Annotated in this window: 18 protein-coding genes and 1 riboswitch; of the genes, 6 read left to right on the forward strand and 12 right to left on the reverse strand. The window is 73.0% G+C overall.

Features of this window, described 5'->3' with window-relative positions; all coding sequences use genetic code 11:
- Nucleotides 1-41: 41 nt before the first annotated feature.
- From OG823_RS16345 to OG823_RS16365, 5 genes are all read right to left on the reverse strand, one after another.
- The gene (locus tag OG823_RS16345; RefSeq protein WP_371480289.1) at nucleotides 42-752 is read right to left on the reverse strand and encodes a hypothetical protein; all 711 of its coding nucleotides are present in this window, start codon (nucleotides 750-752) and stop codon (nucleotides 42-44) included.
- A 19-nt stretch (nucleotides 753-771) separates the two neighbouring features.
- The gene (locus OG823_RS16350) at nucleotides 772-1,983 is read right to left on the reverse strand and encodes an ABC transporter permease (protein WP_371480290.1); all 1,212 of its coding nucleotides are present in this window, start codon (nucleotides 1,981-1,983) and stop codon (nucleotides 772-774) included.
- Entirely contained in the window at nucleotides 1,980-2,849 is an 870-nt protein-coding gene (locus tag OG823_RS16355; RefSeq protein WP_371480291.1) for an ABC transporter ATP-binding protein, read from the reverse strand. The genes OG823_RS16350 and OG823_RS16355 overlap by 4 nt, the downstream gene beginning before the upstream one ends.
- On the reverse strand, nucleotides 2,846-4,195 hold the full coding sequence (locus OG823_RS16360) for an efflux RND transporter periplasmic adaptor subunit (protein WP_371480292.1): 1,350 nt from the start codon (nucleotides 4,193-4,195) through the stop codon (nucleotides 2,846-2,848). The genes OG823_RS16355 and OG823_RS16360 overlap by 4 nt, the downstream gene beginning before the upstream one ends.
- Before the next feature lie 182 nt (nucleotides 4,196-4,377).
- Nucleotides 4,378-5,274 (reverse strand): helix-turn-helix domain-containing protein, encoded by an 897-nt coding sequence (locus OG823_RS16365; RefSeq protein WP_371480293.1) that lies wholly within the window; start codon nucleotides 5,272-5,274, stop codon nucleotides 4,378-4,380.
- Between the two features lie 180 nt (nucleotides 5,275-5,454).
- On the opposite strand from OG823_RS16365, the gene OG823_RS16370 reads away from it, so the two are divergent.
- A complete protein-coding gene (locus OG823_RS16370) occupies nucleotides 5,455-6,936 on the forward strand; it encodes an MFS transporter (protein WP_371480294.1) in 1,482 nt (493 codons plus the stop codon).
- 79 nt (nucleotides 6,937-7,015) lie between these two features.
- Here the strand turns inward: OG823_RS16370 and OG823_RS16375 are convergent, their stop codons facing one another.
- The 4 genes from OG823_RS16375 to hisC all read right to left on the reverse strand — a co-directional run bounded on the left by OG823_RS16375 (nucleotide 7,016) and on the right by hisC (nucleotide 10,947).
- Complete coding sequence (locus OG823_RS16375; RefSeq protein WP_371480295.1) at nucleotides 7,016-7,861, reverse strand: bifunctional 5,10-methylenetetrahydrofolate dehydrogenase/5,10-methenyltetrahydrofolate cyclohydrolase; 846 nt, start codon at nucleotides 7,859-7,861, stop codon at nucleotides 7,016-7,018.
- The gene (locus tag OG823_RS16380; protein WP_371480296.1) at nucleotides 7,858-8,478 is read right to left on the reverse strand and encodes a cyclodeaminase/cyclohydrolase family protein; all 621 of its coding nucleotides are present in this window, start codon (nucleotides 8,476-8,478) and stop codon (nucleotides 7,858-7,860) included. The genes OG823_RS16375 and OG823_RS16380 overlap by 4 nt, the downstream gene beginning before the upstream one ends.
- Nucleotides 8,479-8,779: 301 nt before the next feature.
- The gene (gene hemC, locus OG823_RS16385) at nucleotides 8,780-9,715 is read right to left on the reverse strand and encodes a hydroxymethylbilane synthase (protein WP_371480297.1); all 936 of its coding nucleotides are present in this window, start codon (nucleotides 9,713-9,715) and stop codon (nucleotides 8,780-8,782) included.
- 155 nt (nucleotides 9,716-9,870) lie between these two features.
- Nucleotides 9,871-10,947, reverse strand: a complete 1,077-nt coding sequence (gene hisC, locus OG823_RS16390) for a histidinol-phosphate transaminase (RefSeq protein ID WP_371480298.1) — start codon at nucleotides 10,945-10,947, stop codon at nucleotides 9,871-9,873.
- Nucleotides 10,948-11,310: 363 nt separating this feature from the next.
- Here hisC and OG823_RS16395 point away from each other — a divergent pair, with 363 nt between their 5' ends.
- The 3 genes from OG823_RS16395 (at nucleotide 11,311) to OG823_RS16405 (ending at nucleotide 15,072) form a co-directional block, all read left to right on the forward strand.
- Nucleotides 11,311-12,468 carry a LacI family DNA-binding transcriptional regulator gene (locus OG823_RS16395; protein ID WP_371480299.1) on the forward strand — a complete coding sequence of 386 codons (1,158 nt, stop codon included), beginning with the start codon at nucleotides 11,311-11,313 and terminating at the stop codon, nucleotides 12,466-12,468.
- Between the two features lie 114 nt (nucleotides 12,469-12,582).
- Nucleotides 12,583-13,800: a metallophosphoesterase gene (locus OG823_RS16400; protein ID WP_371480300.1), complete on the forward strand. Its 1,218-nt coding sequence runs from the start codon at nucleotides 12,583-12,585 to the stop codon at nucleotides 13,798-13,800.
- A 249-nt stretch (nucleotides 13,801-14,049) separates the two neighbouring features.
- Nucleotides 14,050-15,072 carry a hypothetical protein gene (locus tag OG823_RS16405; RefSeq protein ID WP_371480301.1) on the forward strand — a complete coding sequence of 341 codons (1,023 nt, stop codon included), beginning with the start codon at nucleotides 14,050-14,052 and terminating at the stop codon, nucleotides 15,070-15,072.
- 69 nt (nucleotides 15,073-15,141) lie between these two features.
- Here the strand turns inward: OG823_RS16405 and OG823_RS16410 are convergent, their stop codons facing one another.
- Nucleotides 15,142-15,462: a hypothetical protein gene (locus OG823_RS16410; protein WP_371480302.1), complete on the reverse strand. Its 321-nt coding sequence runs from the start codon at nucleotides 15,460-15,462 to the stop codon at nucleotides 15,142-15,144.
- 29 nt (nucleotides 15,463-15,491) lie between these two features.
- Here OG823_RS16410 and OG823_RS16415 point away from each other — a divergent pair, with 29 nt between their 5' ends.
- Nucleotides 15,492-16,040 carry a stealth conserved region 3 domain-containing protein gene (locus tag OG823_RS16415; RefSeq protein WP_371480303.1) on the forward strand — a complete coding sequence of 183 codons (549 nt, stop codon included), beginning with the start codon at nucleotides 15,492-15,494 and terminating at the stop codon, nucleotides 16,038-16,040.
- Between the two features lie 19 nt (nucleotides 16,041-16,059).
- On the opposite strand, the gene OG823_RS16420 is transcribed toward OG823_RS16415, so the two are convergent.
- Nucleotides 16,060-16,539, reverse strand: a complete 480-nt coding sequence (locus OG823_RS16420; protein WP_371480304.1) for a hypothetical protein — start codon at nucleotides 16,537-16,539, stop codon at nucleotides 16,060-16,062.
- 188 nt (nucleotides 16,540-16,727) lie between these two features.
- The gene (gene thiC, locus OG823_RS16425; RefSeq protein WP_371480305.1) at nucleotides 16,728-18,578 is read right to left on the reverse strand and encodes a phosphomethylpyrimidine synthase ThiC; all 1,851 of its coding nucleotides are present in this window, start codon (nucleotides 18,576-18,578) and stop codon (nucleotides 16,728-16,730) included.
- A riboswitch (TPP riboswitch) is annotated at nucleotides 18,573-18,707 on the reverse strand. It overlaps the preceding gene by 6 nt.
- 237 nt (nucleotides 18,708-18,944) lie before the next feature.
- On the opposite strand from thiC, the gene OG823_RS16430 reads away from it, so the two are divergent.
- Complete coding sequence (locus OG823_RS16430) at nucleotides 18,945-20,306, forward strand: MFS transporter (protein ID WP_371480306.1); 1,362 nt, start codon at nucleotides 18,945-18,947, stop codon at nucleotides 20,304-20,306.
- Nucleotides 20,307-20,327 lie beyond the last annotated feature (21 nt).

Here is a 20,327-nt window from a genome sequence, read left to right on the forward strand (position 1 = left end):
GCGTGCTGCCGGCCGGGCCGCTGTCGTCCGGTGCCGCGGGGTCAGCCGCCGGACGCGTTGGTGCCGCGGGCCCCGGCGAAGCCGCCCGCGGCCGCCGCGCCCTCGACCAGCTGGGTGGCCGCGTAGCCACCGGAGGCGTCCGGGGTGCCCACCACCGTGACGCTCTGGCCGGGCAGCAGGTCGGCGACCTTGCCCTCCTGGTTGAGCTGCACCTTGGTGGAGTCGCCGGTGGTGACCTTGATCGTGTTGCCGTTGGCGTCGGTCAGGTAGACCGTGGTGCCGTCCACGGCCTTGACCGTGCCCCGGGTGAAGCCGCCGGCCGCGCCGGCCGCCCCGCCCTGCGCGCCGGTGCCGCCCGCCTGACCGCCCGCCTGGGCGCCCGTCCCGCCGGCCTGACCGCCACGCCTGGTCCCGCCGTAGCCCGCCGCGCCGCCGGCCTGCCCGCCGTACCCGCCGGCCTGGCCGCCGAAGCCGCCCGCCTGGCCGGCGGCCCGCTGCTGGCCGCCGCCGGCCGCCGTGGGCGCCTTGGTGCTGCCGTGGTTCTGCTGGTACCAGATGCCACCGCTGAACGCCGCCGCGGCGAGCACTCCGCCCGCCAGGGCGAGGCTCAGCCAGGGCAGCTTGCGGCGCGGCGGCGCGGCGAGCTCGGCGGTGATGTCGCGGGCGTCCGGCGGGGTGCCGAGCAGTTCGACCTGGGCGGCCGGGCTGTTCTCGCCGGTACGCGCCACCAGGGCGTGTTCGTCGTTGCTCATGGTGGTCAGGACTCCTGGGTCACTCGTGTCGAAGGGCGTCGATGGGACGCAGCGAGGCGGCCCGGTTGGCGGGGTAGCTGCCGAAGAACAGGCCGATGGCGACCGCGATGCCGAACGCGGCGAGCACGGACTCCGGGATCACCACCGGTTTGATGCCGACGATGCTGAAGTGCGAGCCGATCAGCCCGGCCAGCACGCCGAGCCCGGCGCCCAGGACGGACAGCAGCGTCGACTCGGTGAGGAACTGCCCGAGGATGACGGCCTTGGGCGCACCGAGCGCCTTGCGGATGCCGATCTCCCTGGTCCGCTCGGTGACGGTGACCAGCATGATATTGGTGATACCGATCCCGCCGACCAGCAGCGAGATCGCGGCCACCGCACCGAGCAGGACGGTGAAGGTCTTGCCGGTGCTCTCCCGGGCGGTCAGCAGCGAGCTCTGGTTGCTGATCCGGAAGTCGACCTTGGTCGAGTCCTTGATGGCGTGGGTGCCCATCAGGATCTGGGTGATCTCGGCCTGCGCGGCGGTGGTGGTGTCCGCCGAGGTCGCCTGCACCAGGATCTGGCTCACCGAGCCGAAGCCGGTGAAGGCGTTCTGCACGGTCGGCAGCGGCGCGATGACCACGTCGTCCGGGTCGTTGAAGCCGGTGCTGCCCTTGGTCTTCAGCACCCCGGTCACGGTGAACGGCGTGCCGCCGATGACGACCTGCTTGCCGACCGGGTCGACGTTGTCGAAGAGCTGCTTGGCGGTGGTGGCCCCGAGCACCGCGACCTTGCGGGCGTTCAGCACGTCGTCGTTGCTGAAGTAGTCGCCGTGCTCGACCTTCAGGTTCGAGGTCTCGAAGTACGCCGGGTAGGTGCCGACGATCGATCCCGGGCTGTAGGAGATGTCGCCGTACAGCGCGGTGCCGGTGGTGGTGACCACCGGCGCGACGGACTTGACGTCCGGCGCCTCGGTGGAGGAGGCCAGCGCCTTGGCGTCGTCGACGGTGAGCTTCTTGGTGGTGGTCGCGCTGCGGGAGCCGCCGAAGGAGGCGCCGGAGCTGACCGTCAGCGAGTTGGTGCCCAGTGCGGTGATGGAGTCCTTCACCGCCACCGAGGAGCCGTTGCCGACGGCCAGCAGCAGGATCACCGAGGCGACACCGATCAGCACGCCGAGCATGGTCAGGGCGGAGCGGACCTTGTTGGCGACCAGGCCGCCGAAGGCGAAGCGGAGCATCTGCCAGAGGATCACGGCCGGCCTCCGGCGAGTTCGGGCAGGAGGGCCGGCGGCGGTCCGCTCACCGGGCCCTGCCGGACGTCGGAGATGATCGCGCCGTCCATCAACCGCACCACGCGCTTGGCGTGGTGGGCGACCTCGTCCTCGTGGGTGATCAGCACGACGGTGCGGCCGATCGCGTTGAGTCCGTCGATGATGCCCAGCACCTCCTCGGTCGAGCGGCTGTCCAGGTTTCCGGTCGGCTCGTCGGCGAGCAGCATCGCGGGCGCGGTGACCAGCGCGCGGGCCACCGCCACACGCTGCTGCTGGCCGCCGGAGAGCTCGTTCGGCTTGTGCCCGGAGCGGTCCGCCAGACCGACCAGCGAGAGCGCGGCGAGGGCCCTGCGCCGGCGTTCGGCGGAGCGGACGCCCGCGTAGGCGAGCGGGAGTTCGACCTGGGCGAGCGCGGTGGTGCGGGGCACCAGGTTGAACGACTGGAAGATGAAGCCGATCTTGCGGTTGCGGACCAGCGAGAGCTGCTGCTCGTCCAGATGGCCGACGTCGGTGCCGTCCAGCAGGTAGCGGCCGGTGGTGGGGACGTCCAGGCAGCCGAGGATGTTCATCAGGGTCGACTTGCCCGAGCCCGAGCTGCCCATCACCGCGACGAAGTCGCCCTGCTCGATGTCGAGCGTGACGCCCATCGGCTCACCGGTCACCTGGTCCGACGGGCCCCGCAGGGCGTGCACGGTGGCGTCGCCGTGCCCGTACGACTTCGTGAGCCGGCGGATCTGGATGACCGGCGGGGGTGCGGCGTCGGCCCGGCGGACCGGGACGGCGGGGCGAACCGCGCCGGCCCGGTGACCGGGGGTCCTCTGGAGCCCGGAGGCCTTCTGGAGCTTCATCCGCGAGTGCCGCCGCCCCGGGTGCCGCCACCCGCCGCGCCGCCGACACCGGCGGCCCCGCCGGTCAGACCGGGGAAGTTGCCGCTGGGGAAGCCGTTGCCGGAGCCGCCGGTGGTCGTGGTGGCCAGTTCGACCTTGTCGCCCTCCTTGAGCCCCTCCGTCACCTGCACGGTGGTGTCGCCCTCGACGCCGACCGTGACGCTGACCCGGGAGGAACTGCCGTCCTGCGCCACGACCGTGGCGGTACGGCTGCTGCCGGTCCCGGCCAGCGCGGCGGTCGGCACCGAGAGCGCCTGGTCGGCCTCGCCGGTGACCACCGAGACGGTGGCGCTGAGGCCGGTCCGCAGCTTGCTGGTGTCACTGGTGATCTGCAGCGTCGCAGCGTACTGCACGGCGCCGCTCGAACCGCTGGTCGGCAGCGAACTCACGGACAGCACAGTGGCGTTGAGCTTGGTGTCGGACTGCGCGTTGAGCGTGACGGTGGCCGCCTCGCCCTTCTTCAGCTTGAGCGAGTCCAGCTCCGAGAACGAGGCGGTGACCTGCATCCCGGTCGGGTTGGTCAGCACGATGAACCCGCTCGGCGTCCCGGAGGAGGACGAAGTCCCCGTGCTGCCGGTCGTCTTGGCCGAGCTGGATCCGGTGGAGCCGGTGGACGAGCCGGAGTCGCCGGAGACGCTGTCGCCGACCTTGTTGGAGACCGAGGCGACGGTCCCGTCCACCGAGGCGGTCAGGGTGGTACCGGTGAGCGCCGCCTGGGCGTTGGTGAGCGTGGTCTGGGCGTTGTCGACCTGCTGCTGGGCCTGGGCCACCGCGGCGTCGTCCACCTTGGTGGTGGTCGTGGTCGTGGTCTGCGGCGCCGGGGTGGCGGCGGCCGTGGAGCCGCCTCTCGATCCGCCGGATCCGCCTGAGCCGCCCGAACCGCTGCCGGGCACCTCGGAGGTCGTGGTGGTGGTGACGCCGGCCTTGGCCTTCGTCAGGTTGGCCTTGGCCGCGGTGAGCGCCGACTGGGCGGCGTCCACGGCCTGTTGGGCCGCCGTGGTGTCCACGGTCGCCAACACCTCGCCCTTGGTCACGATGTCGCCGACGGCCACCTTCAGGGCGGTCAGCTTTCCTCCGGTGGTGAAGTTCTGGGCCGCATCGGTGGGGGACGCGAGCGTACCCGTTCCGGACACGGTGGCCAGGACCGTGCCCTTCGTCACCGTTGCGGTTCGTACCTGGGCCTTGCCGGCCGCCACGCTGGTACCGCTGTCCATGGTGGTGTACACCAGGGCGGCGCCGCCCAGGAGGGCCACGCCGAGTGCGGAGTTGACGAGGACGGCACCACGCCGTCGCGGGAGCACCTTCATGGGAGCAAGCCTCACCCGGCGCTCTTGCGGAGTCCTGGGGCCCGGCTGAGAGCTTGCTGACCCCGGAAAACCGGTCATTTCGCCACAGATCACCCCCAGTTTGGCCGGACAGCGCCGAGATGCTTCTCATCGGTTGACCGAACGCCCAGGGAACTCCCAGCCACCCACAGGATTCTCGCGGCTCAGAGCGGGCTCCCGGCGGGCCGGGTCGCCCCGCTCGCCGGGACGGCCGACGCCGCGGCGGTGCCCAGCAGCCGCAGCCCCGCCTCGGACGGCGTCCCGGGCCCTGCGCTGTACAGCAGCATCCGGTGGCCGCCGCCCTCCGGCAGCGGCATCGCCTCGAAGGCCAGCTCCAGCGCACCGACCACCGGATGCCGCAGCACCTTGGTGCCGTACAGGCAGTCGTTCACCGGGTGGCGGGCCCACAGCCCACCGAACTCCGGGCTCTTCATGGCCAGTTCGCCGACCAGGGCGGCGAGTTCGCGATCCTCCGGATGGCGGCCGGCGGAGAGCCGCAGATACGCGACGTGCACCCGGGCCTCGTCCTCCCAGTGGCGGTGGAGATCCCGGCTGTGCGGGTCGAGGAAGAGCATCCGGGAGAGGTTGGGGCGCTCGCCCCGGTGGTCGGGGGCGTCCGCGGCGAGATGGCCGGCCAGCAGGGCGTGACCCAGCGTGTTCCACGCCAACACCTCGTTGCGGCGACCGACCACCACCGCCGGGACACCCACCATCGCGTCGATCAGCTGGCGGGTGCCGGCCCGGGCCCGCTCGAAGCGCTCCGCCGGACGCGATCTGGCCCGGCCCGGCCGGGCGAGGTTGCGCAGGTGGGCGTGCTCGTCCGCGCTGAGCCGCAGGGCCCGGGCGAGCGCGTCGAGCACCTCGTCGGAGGCGTTGTGGCTCTGCCCCTGCTCCAGCCGGGTGTAGTACGTGACGCTCACCCCGGCCAGCTGGGCCAGCTCCTCCCTGCGCAGCCCCGGCACCCGGCGGCGGACGCCGTAGGCGGTCAGGCCGACCTCCTCGGGCTGCAGGCGGGCCCGCCGGGTGCGCAGGAAGTCGCTCAACTCCGCTGGATTCTCCATGACTCCAGTGAACACCGGCCGGGCGCCCGCAGCCTGTCCCTGCCAGTGCTACCCATCGCAGGGGGCTGGGTGGGCGGAGCGAGCGGGCGGACGCTTCTCGACGACACACCGGCCGGACGCACTGGCCGGACGCACCGTCCCGAAGCCCCCCGTCCCGCCGTTCCGAGAGGTCTCCCCGCCATGGCCCTGCTCAGTCCCCGCCCTCACGACGATCCGCCCCGACGTTCGACCGCCGCGCCGAAGGCCGCCCCGCCCCTGGCGCCGCCGACCGCCATGACCGGCCGTCAGCGGCTCGTCCTGGTGGTCCTGCTCGCCGCCCAGTTCATGCTGGCGGTGGACTTCTCCATCCTGAACGTCGCCCTGCCGGTGATCGGCCGGGGCCTGGGCTTCCCGCTCGCGGACCTGCAGTGGATCGTCACCGCCTTCGCGCTCGGCGCCGCCGGGTTCAGCCTGCTGTTCGGCCGGGTCGCCGACCTGTTCGGCCGCCGCCGGGTGTTCCTGACCGGGCTGGCCGTACTCGCCGCCGCCTCGCTGGTCGGCGGCCTGGCCACGACGCCCACCGTACTGCTCGTCGCACGGGTCGCCCAGGGTCTGGCCACCGCCGCCGTCACCCCGGCCGGTCTCGCCCTGCTGACCACCGCGTTCCCCGACGGTCCGCTGCGGGCCCGGGCGCTGGGCCTGAACGGCGCCCTGATGTCCGCCGGGTTCACCTCCGGAGCGGTGCTCGGCGGGCTGCTGACCGACCTGCTCAGCTGGCGCTGGGCCTTCTTCGTCAACGTACCGGTCGCGCTCGCCGTGCTCCTGGTCGCGCCCCGCCTGGTCGCCGAGGGCCGGGCCGCCGGCGCCGATCGCCCCCGGATGGACCTGCCCGGCGCCGCCACCGTCACCGGCGGCCTGGTCGCCCTCGTGTACGGCCTCACGGCGGCCGGTGAGCGCGGCTGGGGCGACCCGCTCGCGCTCGGCTCCCTCGCCCTCGGCGCCCTGCTGCTGGTGGCCTTCCGGTCCGTGGAGCGGGCCTCGGCCGCCCCGCTCGTGCCGCTGCGGATGCTGCAGCGGCGCACGGTCGCCTGGGGCAACGCGGCCGGACTGATCGCGTTCGCCACCGAGACCTCGCTGGTCTTCCTGATGACGCTCTACCTCCAGCGGGTGCTGGGGTTCTCGGCGCTCGCCACCGGTCTCGCCTTCGGCGTGCTGGGCGCCGGAACGGTGCTCGGCGGGGTGTACGCGCCGCGCGTGATCGGCCGGTACGGGACCCGGCGCACGCTGTCCGGCGGGCTGCTGGTGCAGGCCCTGGCCACCGTCTCGCTGGTCCTGCTGGGCACCGGCCACGGCTGGCTGGGCCTGCTGCTGGCGGCCACCTTCGTCGGCGGGGTCGGCAACATGCTCGCGATCGTCGGCTTCATGGTGACGGCCACCTCCGGGCTCCCGGACGACGAACAGGGCCTGGCCACCGGCGTCGCGACGATGACCCAGCAGGTCGGCATCACGCTCGGCACCCCGGTGATGAGCGCCGTCTTCACCGCCCGGACGACCGCCCTCGGCGGCGGCACCGGCGCCGCGACGGTGCTCGGCGGGGTCGGCACGGCGGTCCTGGTCAACGCGGCCCTGGTGCTGCTGGGCGCCGTCGCCTCCGCGGTCCTGCTGCGCCGGCGCGACGGGTGAGCGCGAGGACCCGCTCGTCCCGGGACTCCCGGCGGGCGCCACCGGTGGGCGACGACGCCCGCCGGTGGCGCCGCGCGTGTCACCGGCGCTCGGCCGCCCGCACGGTGTGGCGCAGCAGCAGCGCCGTGGTCACCGGGCCCACGCCGCCGGGTACGGGGGTGAGCGCGCCCGCGCGCCCGGCGACGGAGACGGCGTCCACGTCGCCGGTCAGGCCGCCGTCCTCGGTCGGATTGGTGCCCACGTCGACCACCACGGCTCCGCTGCCCACGTGCTCGGCGGTGATCAGACCCGCCCGGCCGACGGCGACGACCAGGATGTCGGCGGCCGACGTGACGGCCGCCAGGTCGGAGGTGCGCGAGTGGCAGACGGTGACGGTCGCGTCGCGGTCCAACAGCAGGTGGGCGACCGGCTTGCCGACCACCGTGGAGCGCCCCACGACGGCGACGTGACGGCCCGCCGTCTTCACTCCGTGGTGCTCCAGGAGATCCACCACCGCCTCGGCGGTGGCCGGGGCGAACGCCGGTAGTCCGGCGGCCAGCCGGCCCAGGGAGAGCGGGTTGGCGCCGTCGACGTCCTTCTCGAACGCGATGGCGCCGGCGAGGTCCTCCAGGGCCGCGCCGGCCGGCAGCGGGGTCTGCAGGATGATCCCGTGCACCGTGTCGTCGGCGCTCAACCGGGTCAGCGCCGCGCGGACGGCGTCCGCCGTGGCCCCGGCGCCGAGGTCGACGACCTCGCAGACGATGGCCGCCTTCTCCGCCGCCTTCGCGATCGAGCGGACGTACCAGGCGCTCGACTCGTCGGCGGTGGCCACCACCACGGCCAGCTTCGGCACCACCCCCGCGGCGGTCAGCTCGGCGGCGCGGGCGGCGGTCTCGGTGCGGACGGCGGCGGCGAGTTCGCGGCCGGACAGGCTGAGCGCGCTCAACGGGCGATCTCCTTGCGGACGGTGTCGGTGATCTGATCGGCCCTGGCGACGATCCCGTCGACGGCCGCGAGCCCGGCGGCGAGCCCGGCCCGTACCTCCTGGTCCCCGATGCCGCCGAGGTTGACCTCGACGTTCACCCGGGCCGTGGTGGCCGCCGCGCGGGCGGCCTCGGCGGCGGCGGCCACGTCGGTCACCACGTTGCGGTTGCCGATCGGCAGCAGCTCCTCGGCGAGCGCCACCAGCGCCAGGGCGAGCGCGACCACCTCGGCGGGCGGCCGGGCCGCACCCACCAGCGCGCCGGCGATGGCCGCCGAACGGGCCGACGCCTCGGCCTCGGTGGCCTTCGGCAGCCGGTAGGCATCGGTGACGGCGGTGAACGCCGCCGCGTCGTCGTCGGCGAGTCGCAGCGCGTGGGCGCGCAGTTCGTCGCTCTCGGCGGTGATCCGCCCGATCGCCGTCTGGTGCTCCGCGTACTTCTCGCCGGTGCTGTAGCGGGCGACCATCCCCACCAGGGCCGCCGCCTGGGCGGCGTGCAGCGCCGCCGAGGCGCCCCCTCCGGGAGCCGGCGCCCTCGACGCCAGCCGGTCCAGGAAATCGCCGATCTTCTCGTCGCGCACGGGCACACGTACCTCCGGTCGGTGGCGGATCACGGGATGCCCCGAAATCCTCGCACGACGGCCCGGTCCGGCGCTCGGGAGTTCCCGGCCGGAACCGCCTCACACGAACGGGTGAACTTCATCTGGTGGACCGTCACAACGCAACAGCCGGACTCCGCCGTGCGCTCTGATTGCTGCGCACGCCGACCATTCGTTCACCACGCCCACCCGGCAGGCCGCGCGGGCCTCGGTGCGTCGGCGCCCTGGTGTCCCGGTGCGGACGGTGTCCCGGTGCGGACGGTGTCCCCGTGCGGGACGTGTCTCAGTGCGGGATGGTGTCGATCAGCTCGCGCGCGCCCTGGCGCAGCAGAGCGACGGCGACGGACGTCCCCAGGGTGGCCGGGTCCAGCGGTCCGGCCCACTCGTGGGCGTCCAGCACGGTCTTGCCGTCCGGGGTGAAGACCCGGGCGCGCAGGGAGAGCCGGCCGTCCCGCTCCGCCTTGGCGTACCCGGCGATCGGGCTGTTGCAGTGGCCCTGCAGCACGTGCAGGAACATCCGCTCGGCGGTGGTCTCCCGCCAGGCGTCCGCGTCGCCCAGACCGGAGACGGTGTCGATGGTGACGTTGTCGTCCTCGCGGCACTGCAGGCCGAGCACGCCGGCGCCGATCGGCGGGCACATCGTCTCCACCGGCAGGATCTCGGTGATCAGATCAGGACGCCCGATCCGCTCCAGGCCGGACACCGCCAGCAGCAGGGCATCGGCCTCGCCGGCGGCGAGCTTCTCCAGTCGCCGGTTCGCGTTGCCGCGCATCGGCACGCACTCCAGGTGCGGGTGCGAGACCGCCAGCTGAGCCCGGCGGCGGACCGAGGAGGTCCCGATCCGGGCCCCGGCGGGCAGCGCGTCTAGGGTGAGGCCCTCGGGGTGGATCACCGCGTCCCGGATGTCGTCCCGCTTGAGGAACCCGGCGAACACGGTGCCCGCCGGAAGCGGCCGGTCGGCCGGCACGTCCTTCACGCAGTGCACCGCGAGATCCGCCTCCCCCGCGAGCAGCGCGGCGTCGACCTCCTTGGTGAAGGCACCCTTGCCGCCGAGCGCGGCCAGATCCCCCATCCAGCGGTCACCGGAGGTGGTCACCGGGACGACCTCCGTCCTGATCCCCGGATGCAGCACGGCCAGTTCGGCGCGGACCCGGGCCACCTGGGCGAGCGCCATGGGGGAGGAACGGGAGACGATGCGGATCAGATCGGCTGTGGGCATGCTGAAAACGATAGACCGTCAGATCTCCGTGCACGCAAAGCGGCCGGTGGCGCGGCGCCCGCGGAACGGGCGTCGCGAACGGCCGCGCCCGGCGGGGGCGCATCGAACAGCACCGGGGGCGCACCGCCACTGGCGGTGCGCCCCCGGCATCCGGTCTAGAGCGTCTTGCGGAAGGCCTCGGCCGTCTGCAGGAAGATGTCGTTGCCGGCCACCTCGCCGATGGAGACCCGCACGCCCTCCGGGAAGGGACGGACGATCACACCGGCCGCCGCGCAGGCGGCGGCGAAGTCGGCGGTGCGCTCGCCGAGCCGCAGCCAGACGAAGTTGGCCTGCGAGTCCGGGGCCGTCCAGCCCTGGGCGGCGAGGGCGGCGAGCACCCGGGCCCGCTCCTCGACCAGCGCCTCCACCCGCACCAGCAGGGCGTCCTCGGCGCGCAGCGAGGCGACGGCCGCGTCCTGGGCGAGCTGGCTGACGCCGAACGGGACGGCGGTCTTGCGCAGTGCGGTGGCCACCGGCTCGTGCGCGATCGCGAAGCCGACCCGCAGCCCGGCCAGGCCGTACGCCTTGGAGAAGGTGCGCAGCACGCAGACGTTGGGACGGGTGCGGTAGAGGTCGATGCCGTTGGGCACGTCCGCGTCCCGGATGAACTCGATGTACGCCTCGTCGACGACGACCAGGATCTCGGACGGCACGGCGTCCAGGAAGCGCTCCAGCTCGGCACGGTGGATGGCGTTGCCGGTGGGGTTGTTGGGGTTGCAGACGAAGATCAGCCGGGTCCGCTCGGTGATCGCGGCGAGCATCGCGTCGAGGTCGTGGTCCTCGTCGGCGGTGAGCGGCACCGGGACGGGGGTCGCACCGGCGATCTGCGTGATGATCGGGTACGCCTCGAAGGAGCGCCAGGCGAAGATCACCTCCTCGCCGGGGCCGGCCGTCGCGAGGATCAGCGACTGGGCGACGCCGACCGAGCCGGTGCCGGTGGCGATGTGCTCCACCGGCACGTCGAACCGGGCCGCCAGCTCGGCGGTGAGGCCGCCGACCGCCATGTCCGGGTAGCGGTTGAACGAGCCGGCCGCCGTGAGGGCCGCGTCGAGCACGCCGGGCAGCGGCTCGTACGGGTTCTCGTTGGAGGACAGCTTGTAGGCGTCCGCGCCGGCCGGCTTGCCCGGCTTGTAGGTGGGGATGCCCGCCAGGGCCGGCCTCAGCCGGGGGCCCTGCGCCGCCGTGTCGCTCACGCTCGTCTCCTTCTGTGCTCTGCCGCTGCGTCCTGGTTGCAGGCCCGCAGTGCTGATCATGTCCTGCCGCGCCGCGGGATCGCCGCTGCGGGGAGTCCTCGGTACGCGCCCGCACCGTGACCCCGGCCGGGTGTCCTGAACGATACCCAGCGCACTCACCCGTAGGAGTGACATGCCCGGCGGCCCGATAGGTGCAGATCAGCCATTCTGCAGGGTTCCTTTGGCACATGTCAGAGGTAAGACGGCCAATTTCGTACGGGTATGAAGGGCCCGGCGCAGCCTTGCTCATGGAGAAACGTATCTTCTGCGCTTGCGACCTCCCCGGTCACAGGGAGCCGTCGTGAGCCATACGATCGGTTCGCCATGACAGCAGCAGCCAACCAGAGCGGTCGGCGACCCACCACCTCACGACGTCTGGAGCGGGCCGGCATCCGGGATGTGGCAGCAGCCGCCGGAGTGTCGATCACCACGGTCTCCGACGCGCTGAACGGTAAGGGCCGCCTGCCCGACGAGACCAGAAGCCGGGTCCGCGAGGTCGCCGAGCGCCTCGGCTACCGCCCCTCGGCCGCCGCCCGCACCCTGCGCACCGGCAGGTCGGGCCTGATCGGACTGACCGTCACCACCTACGGCGAGGAGCCCTTCACCTTCACCGAGTTCGCGTACTTCGCCGAGATGGCCAGGGCCGCGACCAGCGCCGCACTCGGGCGGGGCTACGCCCTCGTGGTGCTGCCCGCCTCCTCCCGCCACGACGTCTGGGGGAACATCGCCCTCGACGGCACCGTGGTGATCGACCCGCCGGACCAGGATCCGCTGGTCAGTGAGCTGTACCGGTCCGGCGTGCCGGTGGTCAGCGACGGCAAGCCCGGCAACTGCCCGGTCACCGCCTGGGTCGACAACGACCACGAGGCCGCCGTGCTCGGCATCCTCGACCACCTCACCGAGTCCGGCGCCCGCCGGATCGGCCTGCTCACCGGCACCAGCACCGACACCTACACCCGGCTCTCCACCGACGCCTACCTCGGCTGGTGCGCCCGGGTCGGCCAGGAGCCGGTGTACGAGGCGTACCCCGCCCACGACCCCGCCGCCGGCGCGGTCGCCGCCGACCGGCTGCTCGCCCGGCCCGACCGCCCCGACGCGGTGTACGGCCTCTTCGACCCGAACGGCACCGACCTGCTGGCCGCCGCCCGCCGGTACGGCCTGCGGGTGCCCGACGACCTGCTGCTGGTCTGCTGCAGCGAGAGCGACGTCTACGCCGGTACCGAGCCGCCGATCACGACGCTCTCGCTCAAGCCGCGCCGGATCGGCACCACCGTCGTCAACCTGCTCATCGACGCCATCGAGGGAGTCGACTCGGGCACCGGAGTGGACGTCGGACGGCTCTTCCCGCCCCGTTTCCGCAGCGCCGGCACCGGCCCACCGCCCGGCACCCTGATGCCCACCGAGCTGATCGTCCGGGCGTCCTCCCAGCGCCGGAGCACCCGAACCACCGTCAGCCCGCCCCGCTCTCCCGGCGAGGTCTAGACCATCCCAGGAGGGGATAAAACGGACCCGGCCGGCCCGTCCCGCTGACGCTCCGGAGAATTGGATACCCACCAGGTGAGGACGGCGGGAGAGTGCTCTTCCTATGATGGGCGGATGACACCCGAGGACCGCTTCCCCGGGCCTGACCAGCCGGACTCAGGCCCCCGCCACCAGCCGGACCTCGACGTGCTGCCCTACGGCTCCTACTTCGAGCCCGCCGAGCCCACCGGCTATGCCGACGGGTACTCCGAGACGTACAGCGCGTACGGCGGCGCCCGCTACCTCGAACAGCACTGGCCGGCCGCCTCGCACGAGCCCACCCTGCACGACCGCACGGCGCACTCCCACGCCGCGCAGGGCCATGAGCCGCAGGGTCACGCGGCGCCGGTTCACGACCCGCGGAGTCACGACCCGCAGGCGCAGCTGCGCCACGAGGACCCGCCGACCATCGAGCTGGGCCCGCCGCTCACCGAGGACGGCCTGCCGTACTCCACCCCGTACCCGGCGCCCGACCCCTCCGAGCCGCCCGGCCCGCTGTACGTGATCGGCGATGTGCACGGCTACCTCGACGAGCTGGTCGCCGAGCTGCGCCACCAGGGCCTGATCGACGCCGAGGGGCGCTGGTCGGCCGGCCGCTCCCGGGTCTGGTTCCTCGGCGACTTCACGGACCGCGGGCCCGACGGCATCGGCGTCATCGATCTCGTCATGCAGCTCGCGGCGGAGGCCGCCGCCGCCGGCGGGTACTGCCGCGCCCTGATGGGCAATCACGAACTGCTCTTCCTCGGCGCCTCGCGCTACGGCGACGAGCCCGTCCGGTCCACCGCCGGCACCGCCTCCTTCCTGGCCGCCTGGCGGCTCAACGGCGGCCAGCAGCACGACCTCGACCGGCTGGAGCCGCACCACGTCAGCTGGCTCTCGCGGCTGCCCGCGATGGCACTGGAGGACGGCCACCTGCTGCTGCACTCCGACACCACCGCGTATCTCGAATACGGCTCGTCCATCGCCGAGGTCAACGACGCCGTCCACGAACTGCTCGCCGACGAGGGCGCCGACGAGTGGTGGGACGCCTTCCGCAGCTTCACCAAGCGGTTCGCGTTCCGCGGCGAGGCCGGCCCGTCCGCCGTCCACGAGCTGCTCGACACCTACGGCGGACAGCGCGTCGTGCACGGCCACAGCCCGATCCCGTACCTGACCGGCACGGCCCACGCCGAGGACGGCACGCCGCCGCACATCCCCGGCCCGTACGTCTACGCGAGCGACCTCGCCATCGCGATGGACGGAGGAGTCACCATGGACGGCCGGCTGCTGGTCGCCCGACTGCCCGTCAACTGACCCGTTCGTCAACGGACCCCGCCCTCCGGCCGGCCCCAGCTGTCGGCCGATCCCGTCAACCGACCGTGCCCGGCCGAACACCGGGTGTCCGGCCCGCGCCCCCCGGCGCTGAAATTCCGGAAACCTACTGTCTGCACGCCCCCACCCGCCCCTACCATCGAGGCACACCGCACCCGGCAGCCCCGGCCCCACCCACCGGGCCGCCCGCGTGCGGACGTCAACCTCCGTGACGGAGCGAACGGGGTCCGCATGAACAACGCCCCGCACCTGCTGGCCGAGGACCGCCCGGACTTCGAGCGCATCCTCGACGAAGCACTGCGCGACGGAACCATCCTGACGGCACAGCGTGAACCGGCAGGCACAAGCAGGACCAGCGAGCCGAACGAGACCCGGGACACCCGGGACACGCGTGACACGAGCGCCGGTACAGGCGCGAGCGGGACGAGCGGGACGACCGCCACCCGGCTCACCAGCGAGCAGTTGCGCACCAAGGCGCTGCTCGCCGCCGGGACCATCGCCTCGGGCGCCGCCGTCGAGTACGAGCACTACACCCGGCTGCGCGAACACCTGCGCACCCCGCTCGAAGGACCGGCCGCCGCACCCGCCCAGGAGTCGACCCCTCGCAGCACCGGCCCGCAGACCGTCCGAGAACTCGCCGCCCAGCTCGGCTCCGAGAACGGCGCCGGGCTCCTCCCCGTGCTCACCGTGCTCGCGCCGATCCTGGCCGGCGCCGCCGCGGTGGTCCTCCTGGCCCTCGGGTACCTGCTGCGCGCCGCGAGCCCGGCCCTGGTCCTGGGCCGTTCGCTGGTCACGGCGGGCTGGCTGACCCTCGCCGTCGGGATCGCCGCGATGGTCCTCGGCATCATCGGGCTGATCCTCACCGCCCTGCGGGACGGCGCCGGACCGCCCGACGACGCCGACCCGGATCTCCGGGCCGAGGTCGCCGACGCCCGCCGCGCCTGGCAGCTGGCCCTGCGCGAGCGCGCCCTGCTGCCGTACCTGCGGGCCAACCTGGACTCCGAACCGGCGCTGGCGCCGTACACCCCGGCGCCGCGACCGGCGCCGGGGGAGGAGTCCGGTCAGCGCCAGGACCCTTCGGCCTCTCCGGAGTTCAGCAGTCCCGGCTACACCGGTGCAAGCTTCAGCAGTCCCGGCTTCTCCAGCCCGGGCGTCGAGGGTGTGACCGACCCCGAGGGCCGCACCCCGCGTCCCGCCGAGTTCAGCAGCCCGGGTTACAGCCCGCCCGCGTTCACCAGCCCCGACGACGTCTGAGCCGTCGGGCCCGGCCGGCGCACCGGGCCGGTGCGCCCGGCCCGGGCGCACCCGACCCGGCGAAGCGGCTCAGCCGGCCTGGTTCGGCCCCGCCACCGGGGCCGGCCGCACGCTGTTACGCGCACCGAGCGAGCGGACGAACTGGACGATCAGGACGACCGGCAGGATGAACGCCTTGAAGAAGATGATGTACTCGCCGCCCTCGAAGATGAACCCGAGGTAGATGCCGTAGCCGGCGAAGCCGAGCCCGGCGAGCACGTTGAAGATCCGCCAGCCGATGCTCAGGCCGCCGAAGTTGGTGCTGCCGATCCCGAGCATGGCCACACCGCTGATGAACAGCAGGACGACGTACCAGGAGAAGAGGGGCTCGGCGCTGAAGTCAAGGTTCATAGGAATTCCCGTATAAAGATCAGATAAGCATGGTGGGACGATCGCGTACAGTACTGGATTCCCGGACGCCCCGTCACCGCCTTTCACCCCCCGCCCCGGGGCCGAGCGCCCCGGGCGCGTCCCGACCAGGACGCTCGGCCACACGCCACACGCCGCGCACCGCGCACCGGAGCCTGCTGCGGCAGAACGCCGAGGACTTCTCGGCCGAGTTCGCCCGGACGGCCGCCGAACCGTTCCGCGCGCACCGCAGCCTCTCCCCGCTCACCCTCTGCGGGTACACCGCGTACCTGGCGGGGAAGGCCGTGTCCGTCCCGGGCGACGAGCTGTTCGTGGACATCGGCGACCCGGTGGCGCTGCGGCGGCTGCCGGCGCTGACCGCGCGTCGGGAGCACGCGGTGCTGTGCCTCAACGACGTCACCACGGGCCTGCTCGACCCGGCCGTCCAGGACGTCGCCGTCCGCGAGTTCCTGGAGGCGTACTTCCCCGTACCCGGCCCGTTCGAGCGGCCCCGCGCCCTGCTCCCCCGGCCGGCCGAGGGCGTCGTCGCACCGGTGACGACGGCGGGAACGACAGGCTGAGCCGGGCCCGGGCGGGCCGTCACTCGATCCCGAGGGGCGCGATCCCCAGATCCGCCCGCATGAGGCCGCGCATCCGCGCCATCGCGGCCCGGCGCTCCACGATCAGGGCCGCGTCCTCGGCGGAGCCGACGCCCGCGCCCGCGGCGTAGGCGTCACGGAGCCGGCGCAGGCTGCGGAACGCCTCGTTCCCGGCCGCCACCACCGGCGTCGGGCCGACCAGCCAGAGTCGTTCGCTCGCCGTGTACAGGTCGGCGCCGCGGAAGGCCTCCCGGACGGCCGAGTCCCGGGCCCGGTCGGACAGGTGGTCGCCCAGCGCGACCGCCCGGATCTCCTCCCCCGCCGTCTTGAGCGCCGAGACGAACACCGTGTACACCTCGCGGCGCAGCTCCGTCGCCCGGCGAACCTCCTCACGCCGCCACCGGCCGCGGTCGGCGACCAGCGTGGCAGTGATGCCGATGACGGCGCCGGTCAACGTGGAGAGCAGGGGCATCCAGTCCATGCCCGCAGCTTGTCCGAACCGGCCTGTCCGCACCAGGGGCCGTGCACCCGCCGGGTCCCCCGGTGCGTCCGGGCGCACCGGCGGGCCCGGCGGGCCGGTGCGACGGCGCGGAGGTCCGGGCGGACCGGACGGCGCCGCCCCGGGAAGCCCCCTCCGCCTCCCGGAACGGCACGACCGGCGACCCGGCGTCAGTCCGCCAGCGGCAGGTAGACCCGGTTGCCCCTGGCCGCGAACTCCTCCGACTTGGCCTTCATGCCCTCCTCGGCCTCGTCGGCCCGGGCCCCGGACATGTCGTCGCCGTAGGTGTCCATGATGGTCTTGCTTATCTTCATCGAGCAGAACTTCGGGCCGCACATGGAACAGAAGTGGGCGGTCTTGGCGGGCTCCGCCGGGAGCGTCTCGTCGTGGAAGGCGCGGGCCGTCTCCGGGTCGAGGGCCAGGTTGAACTGGTCCTCCCAGCGGAACTCGAAGCGGGCGTCCGAGAGGGCGTCGTCCCAGTCCCGGGCGCCGGGGTGGCCCTTGGCGAGGTCGGCGGCGTGGGCGGCGATCTTGTACGTGATCACGCCGGTCTTGACGTCGTCCCGGTTGGGCAGGCCCAGGTGCTCCTTGGGAGTGACGTAGCAGAGCATGGCCGTGCCCCACCAGGCGATCATCGCGGCGCCGATGCCGGAGGTGATGTGGTCGTAGCCGGGCGCGACGTCGGTGGTGAGCGGGCCGAGGGTGTAGAACGGCGCCTCGTCGCAGATCTCCCGCTGGAGATCCATGTTCTCCTTGATCTTGTTCATGGCGACGTGGCCGGGGCCCTCGATCATCACCTGGACGTCCCGCTCGCGGGCGATCCGGCCGAGCTCGCCGAGCGTCTGCAGTTCGGAGAACTGCGCCTCGTCGTTCGCGTCCGCGGTCGAGCCGGGACGCAGGCCGTCACCGAGCGAGAAGGTGACGTCGTAGGCGGCGAGGATGTCGCAGAGTTCCTCGAAGTTTGTGTACAGGAAGTTCTCCTGATGGTGCGCCAGGCACCAGGCCGCCATGATGGACCCGCCGCGCGAGACGATGCCGGTCTTGCGGCGGGCGGTCATCGGGACGTACCGCAGCAGCACGCCCGCGTGCACGGTCATGTAGTCGACGCCCTGCTCGCACTGCTCGACGACGGTGTCGCGGTAGACGTCCCAGCTCAGCTCCTCGGCCTTGCCGTCGACCTTCTCCAGAGCCTGGTAGAGCGGCACGGTGCCGATCGGGACGGGCGAGTTGCGCAGGATCCACTCCCGGGTGGTGTGGATGTTGCGGCCGGTGGAGAGGTCCATGACGGTGTCGGCGCCCCAGCGGGTGGCCCAGGTCATCTTCTCCACCTCCTCCTCGATCGAGGAGGTGACCGCCGAGTTGCCGATGTTGGCGTTGATCTTCACCAGGAAGTTGGTGCCGATGACGGCCGGCTCGACCTCGGGGTGGTTCACGTTCAGCGGGATCACCGCCCGGCCGCGGGCGACCTCGGCGCGGACGTACTCGGGCGCCAGCCCCTCCCGCAGGGCGATGAACTCCATCTCCGGCGTGACGATCCCCCGCTTGGCATAGCCGAGCTGGGTGACCGCGACGCCGCCGCGGCCGCGCAGCGGGCGCCGCGGGCGGCCGGGGAAGACGGCGTCCAGGTTGCGCAGGTCACCGCCGCGCGGGGCGGTGTGCCTGATCCCGTCGTCCTCGGGCCGGGCCTCCCGGCCGTCGTACTCCTCGACGTCGCCGCGCTGGCGGATCCAGGCGTCGCGCAGGGCGGGCAGCCCGCGCCGCACGTCCGGCTGGTAGGACGGGTCGGTGTACGGACCGGACGTGTCGTACAGCGGGACGACCCCGCCGTTGGTGAGCACCACCTCGCGGTACGGAACCCGCAGGTCGGGGCGGGAGCCCTCGCGGTAGGCCTTGCGCCAGGCGGTGGTCGGATAGCCGGTGCCCGCGCTGTTCGGGGCGCCGTTCGCCGGGGTGCCGCCGCCGTTCGCCGGGGCGCCGGCCGGGCTCTGGACAGACGTCTCCGGTACTTCGAATGTGGTCATCGGACCCTTACTCCCTACGCCGGCATTACCCGGTCAGGTTCCTGCGGTCGACGCAGCGGTCGGTACGTGTGGTGGCGTACCGTTCAGCGCCCTCTCAGCCCGGTGCTCCGAGCTCCCGTGTCTGCGGACGGTGTGTCCGCAACAAGACGTCAACACCGTAGCGACCCGATCGCCGCCGGTCCAGAGCGGGTCCACGCGACGGTCTGCTCCCGGCCAACCGCCACCCCGGGCGCCCCGGGGCGCCCGGACTGTGTTAACCGGAGGTTAGGTGTCGGCCCGGCCCCTGTACCGGGGCACCGCCCCGGCAGGACGCTGCGTGTGACGGCGCGACCACCCCGCGCCGCCCCCGCCACCAGGAGGTTCACCATGAGCGCTGCCGGCCCCGGCACCCCCGCGAGAACGGCCCGGACACCGTGGAAGGCCGTCGTCGGCGGCTCGATCGGCAACATGGTCGAGTGGTACGACTGGTTCGTCTACGCGAGCTTCGCGACCTATTTCGCCTCGGCGTTCTTCCCGCACGGCAACCCCACGGCCCAACTGCTCAACACCGCGGGGATCTTCGCCGTCGGGTTCTTCATGCGCCCGGTCGGCGGCTGGCTGCTCGGCCGGTACGCCGACCGGCGGGGCCGCAAGGCCGCGCTGACCCTCACCGTCACCATGATGTCCGCGAGCGCGCTGCTGATCGCGATCGCCCCGACCTACCGGCAGGTCGGCTACTTCGGGGTGGTCGTCCTGCTGCTGGCGCGCCTCCTGCAGGGCCTCTCGGTCGGCGGCGAGTACGCCGCCAGCGCCACCTACCTGACGGAGGCGTCAGCGCCGGCCCGGCGCGGGTTCGTCTCCAGCTTCCAGTACGTCTCGATGACCCTCGGTCAGCTGATCGGCCTCGGACTCCAGATCCTCCTCCAGCACACCCTGTCCGACTCCGAACTGCACGCCTACGGCTGGCGCATTCCGTTCGCGCTGGGGGCGGCCGGGGCCGCCGTGGTGCTCTGGCTGCGACGCAGCCTGGTGGAGACCGGGGCCTACACCGAGGCGGCCCAGGAGCAGCTCCGGCCGCGGGCCGCGCGGCCCGCCTCCGAGGAGCGCGGAACGATTCGCCAACTCATGCAGCACCGACGTGAGTTCGCCCTGGTGATGGCGCTGACCATGGGCGGCACGGTGGCCTACTACACGTACACCACCTATCTGACCAAGTACCTCTCCAACACGGCGGGCCTGAGCAAGTCGGACGCCGCGCTGGTCAGTTTCTGCGCGCTGTTCGTCTTCATGCTGTTGCAGCCCTTCGCCGGAGCGCTCTCCGACCGGATCGGGCGCAGGCCGCTGCTGATCACCTTCGGTGTGGGCGCCACCCTCGGCACCGTGCCGCTGATGACCGCGCTCTCGCACGCCGGCACCTTCGGCGGCGCCCTGCTGCTCGCCGTCGCCGCCCTGGTCCTCGTCACGGGCTACACCTCGATCAACGCCGTGGTGAAGGCCGAGCTCTTCCCCACCCGGATCCGCGCGCTCGGGGTCGCGCTGCCCTACGCCCTGGCCAACGCCCTGTTCGGCGGCACGGCCGAGTACGTGGCGCTCTGGTTCAAGAACGCCGGCGCGGAGTCCGGCTTCTACTGGTACGTGTCCGGCTGCGCGGCGGTCTCGCTGGTGGTCTACCTGTCCATGCGGGAGACCAGGGGCACCCGGCTGACCCCGGCCGGGGTGAGTGCCGCGCCGGAGCGGGCCACCGTCTGAGCCGGGCCCGCGAAGAGCCCG

The sequence above is a fragment of the Kitasatospora sp. NBC_00315 genome (assembly GCF_041435095.1).
Taxonomy (GTDB): domain Bacteria; phylum Actinomycetota; class Actinomycetes; order Streptomycetales; family Streptomycetaceae; genus Kitasatospora.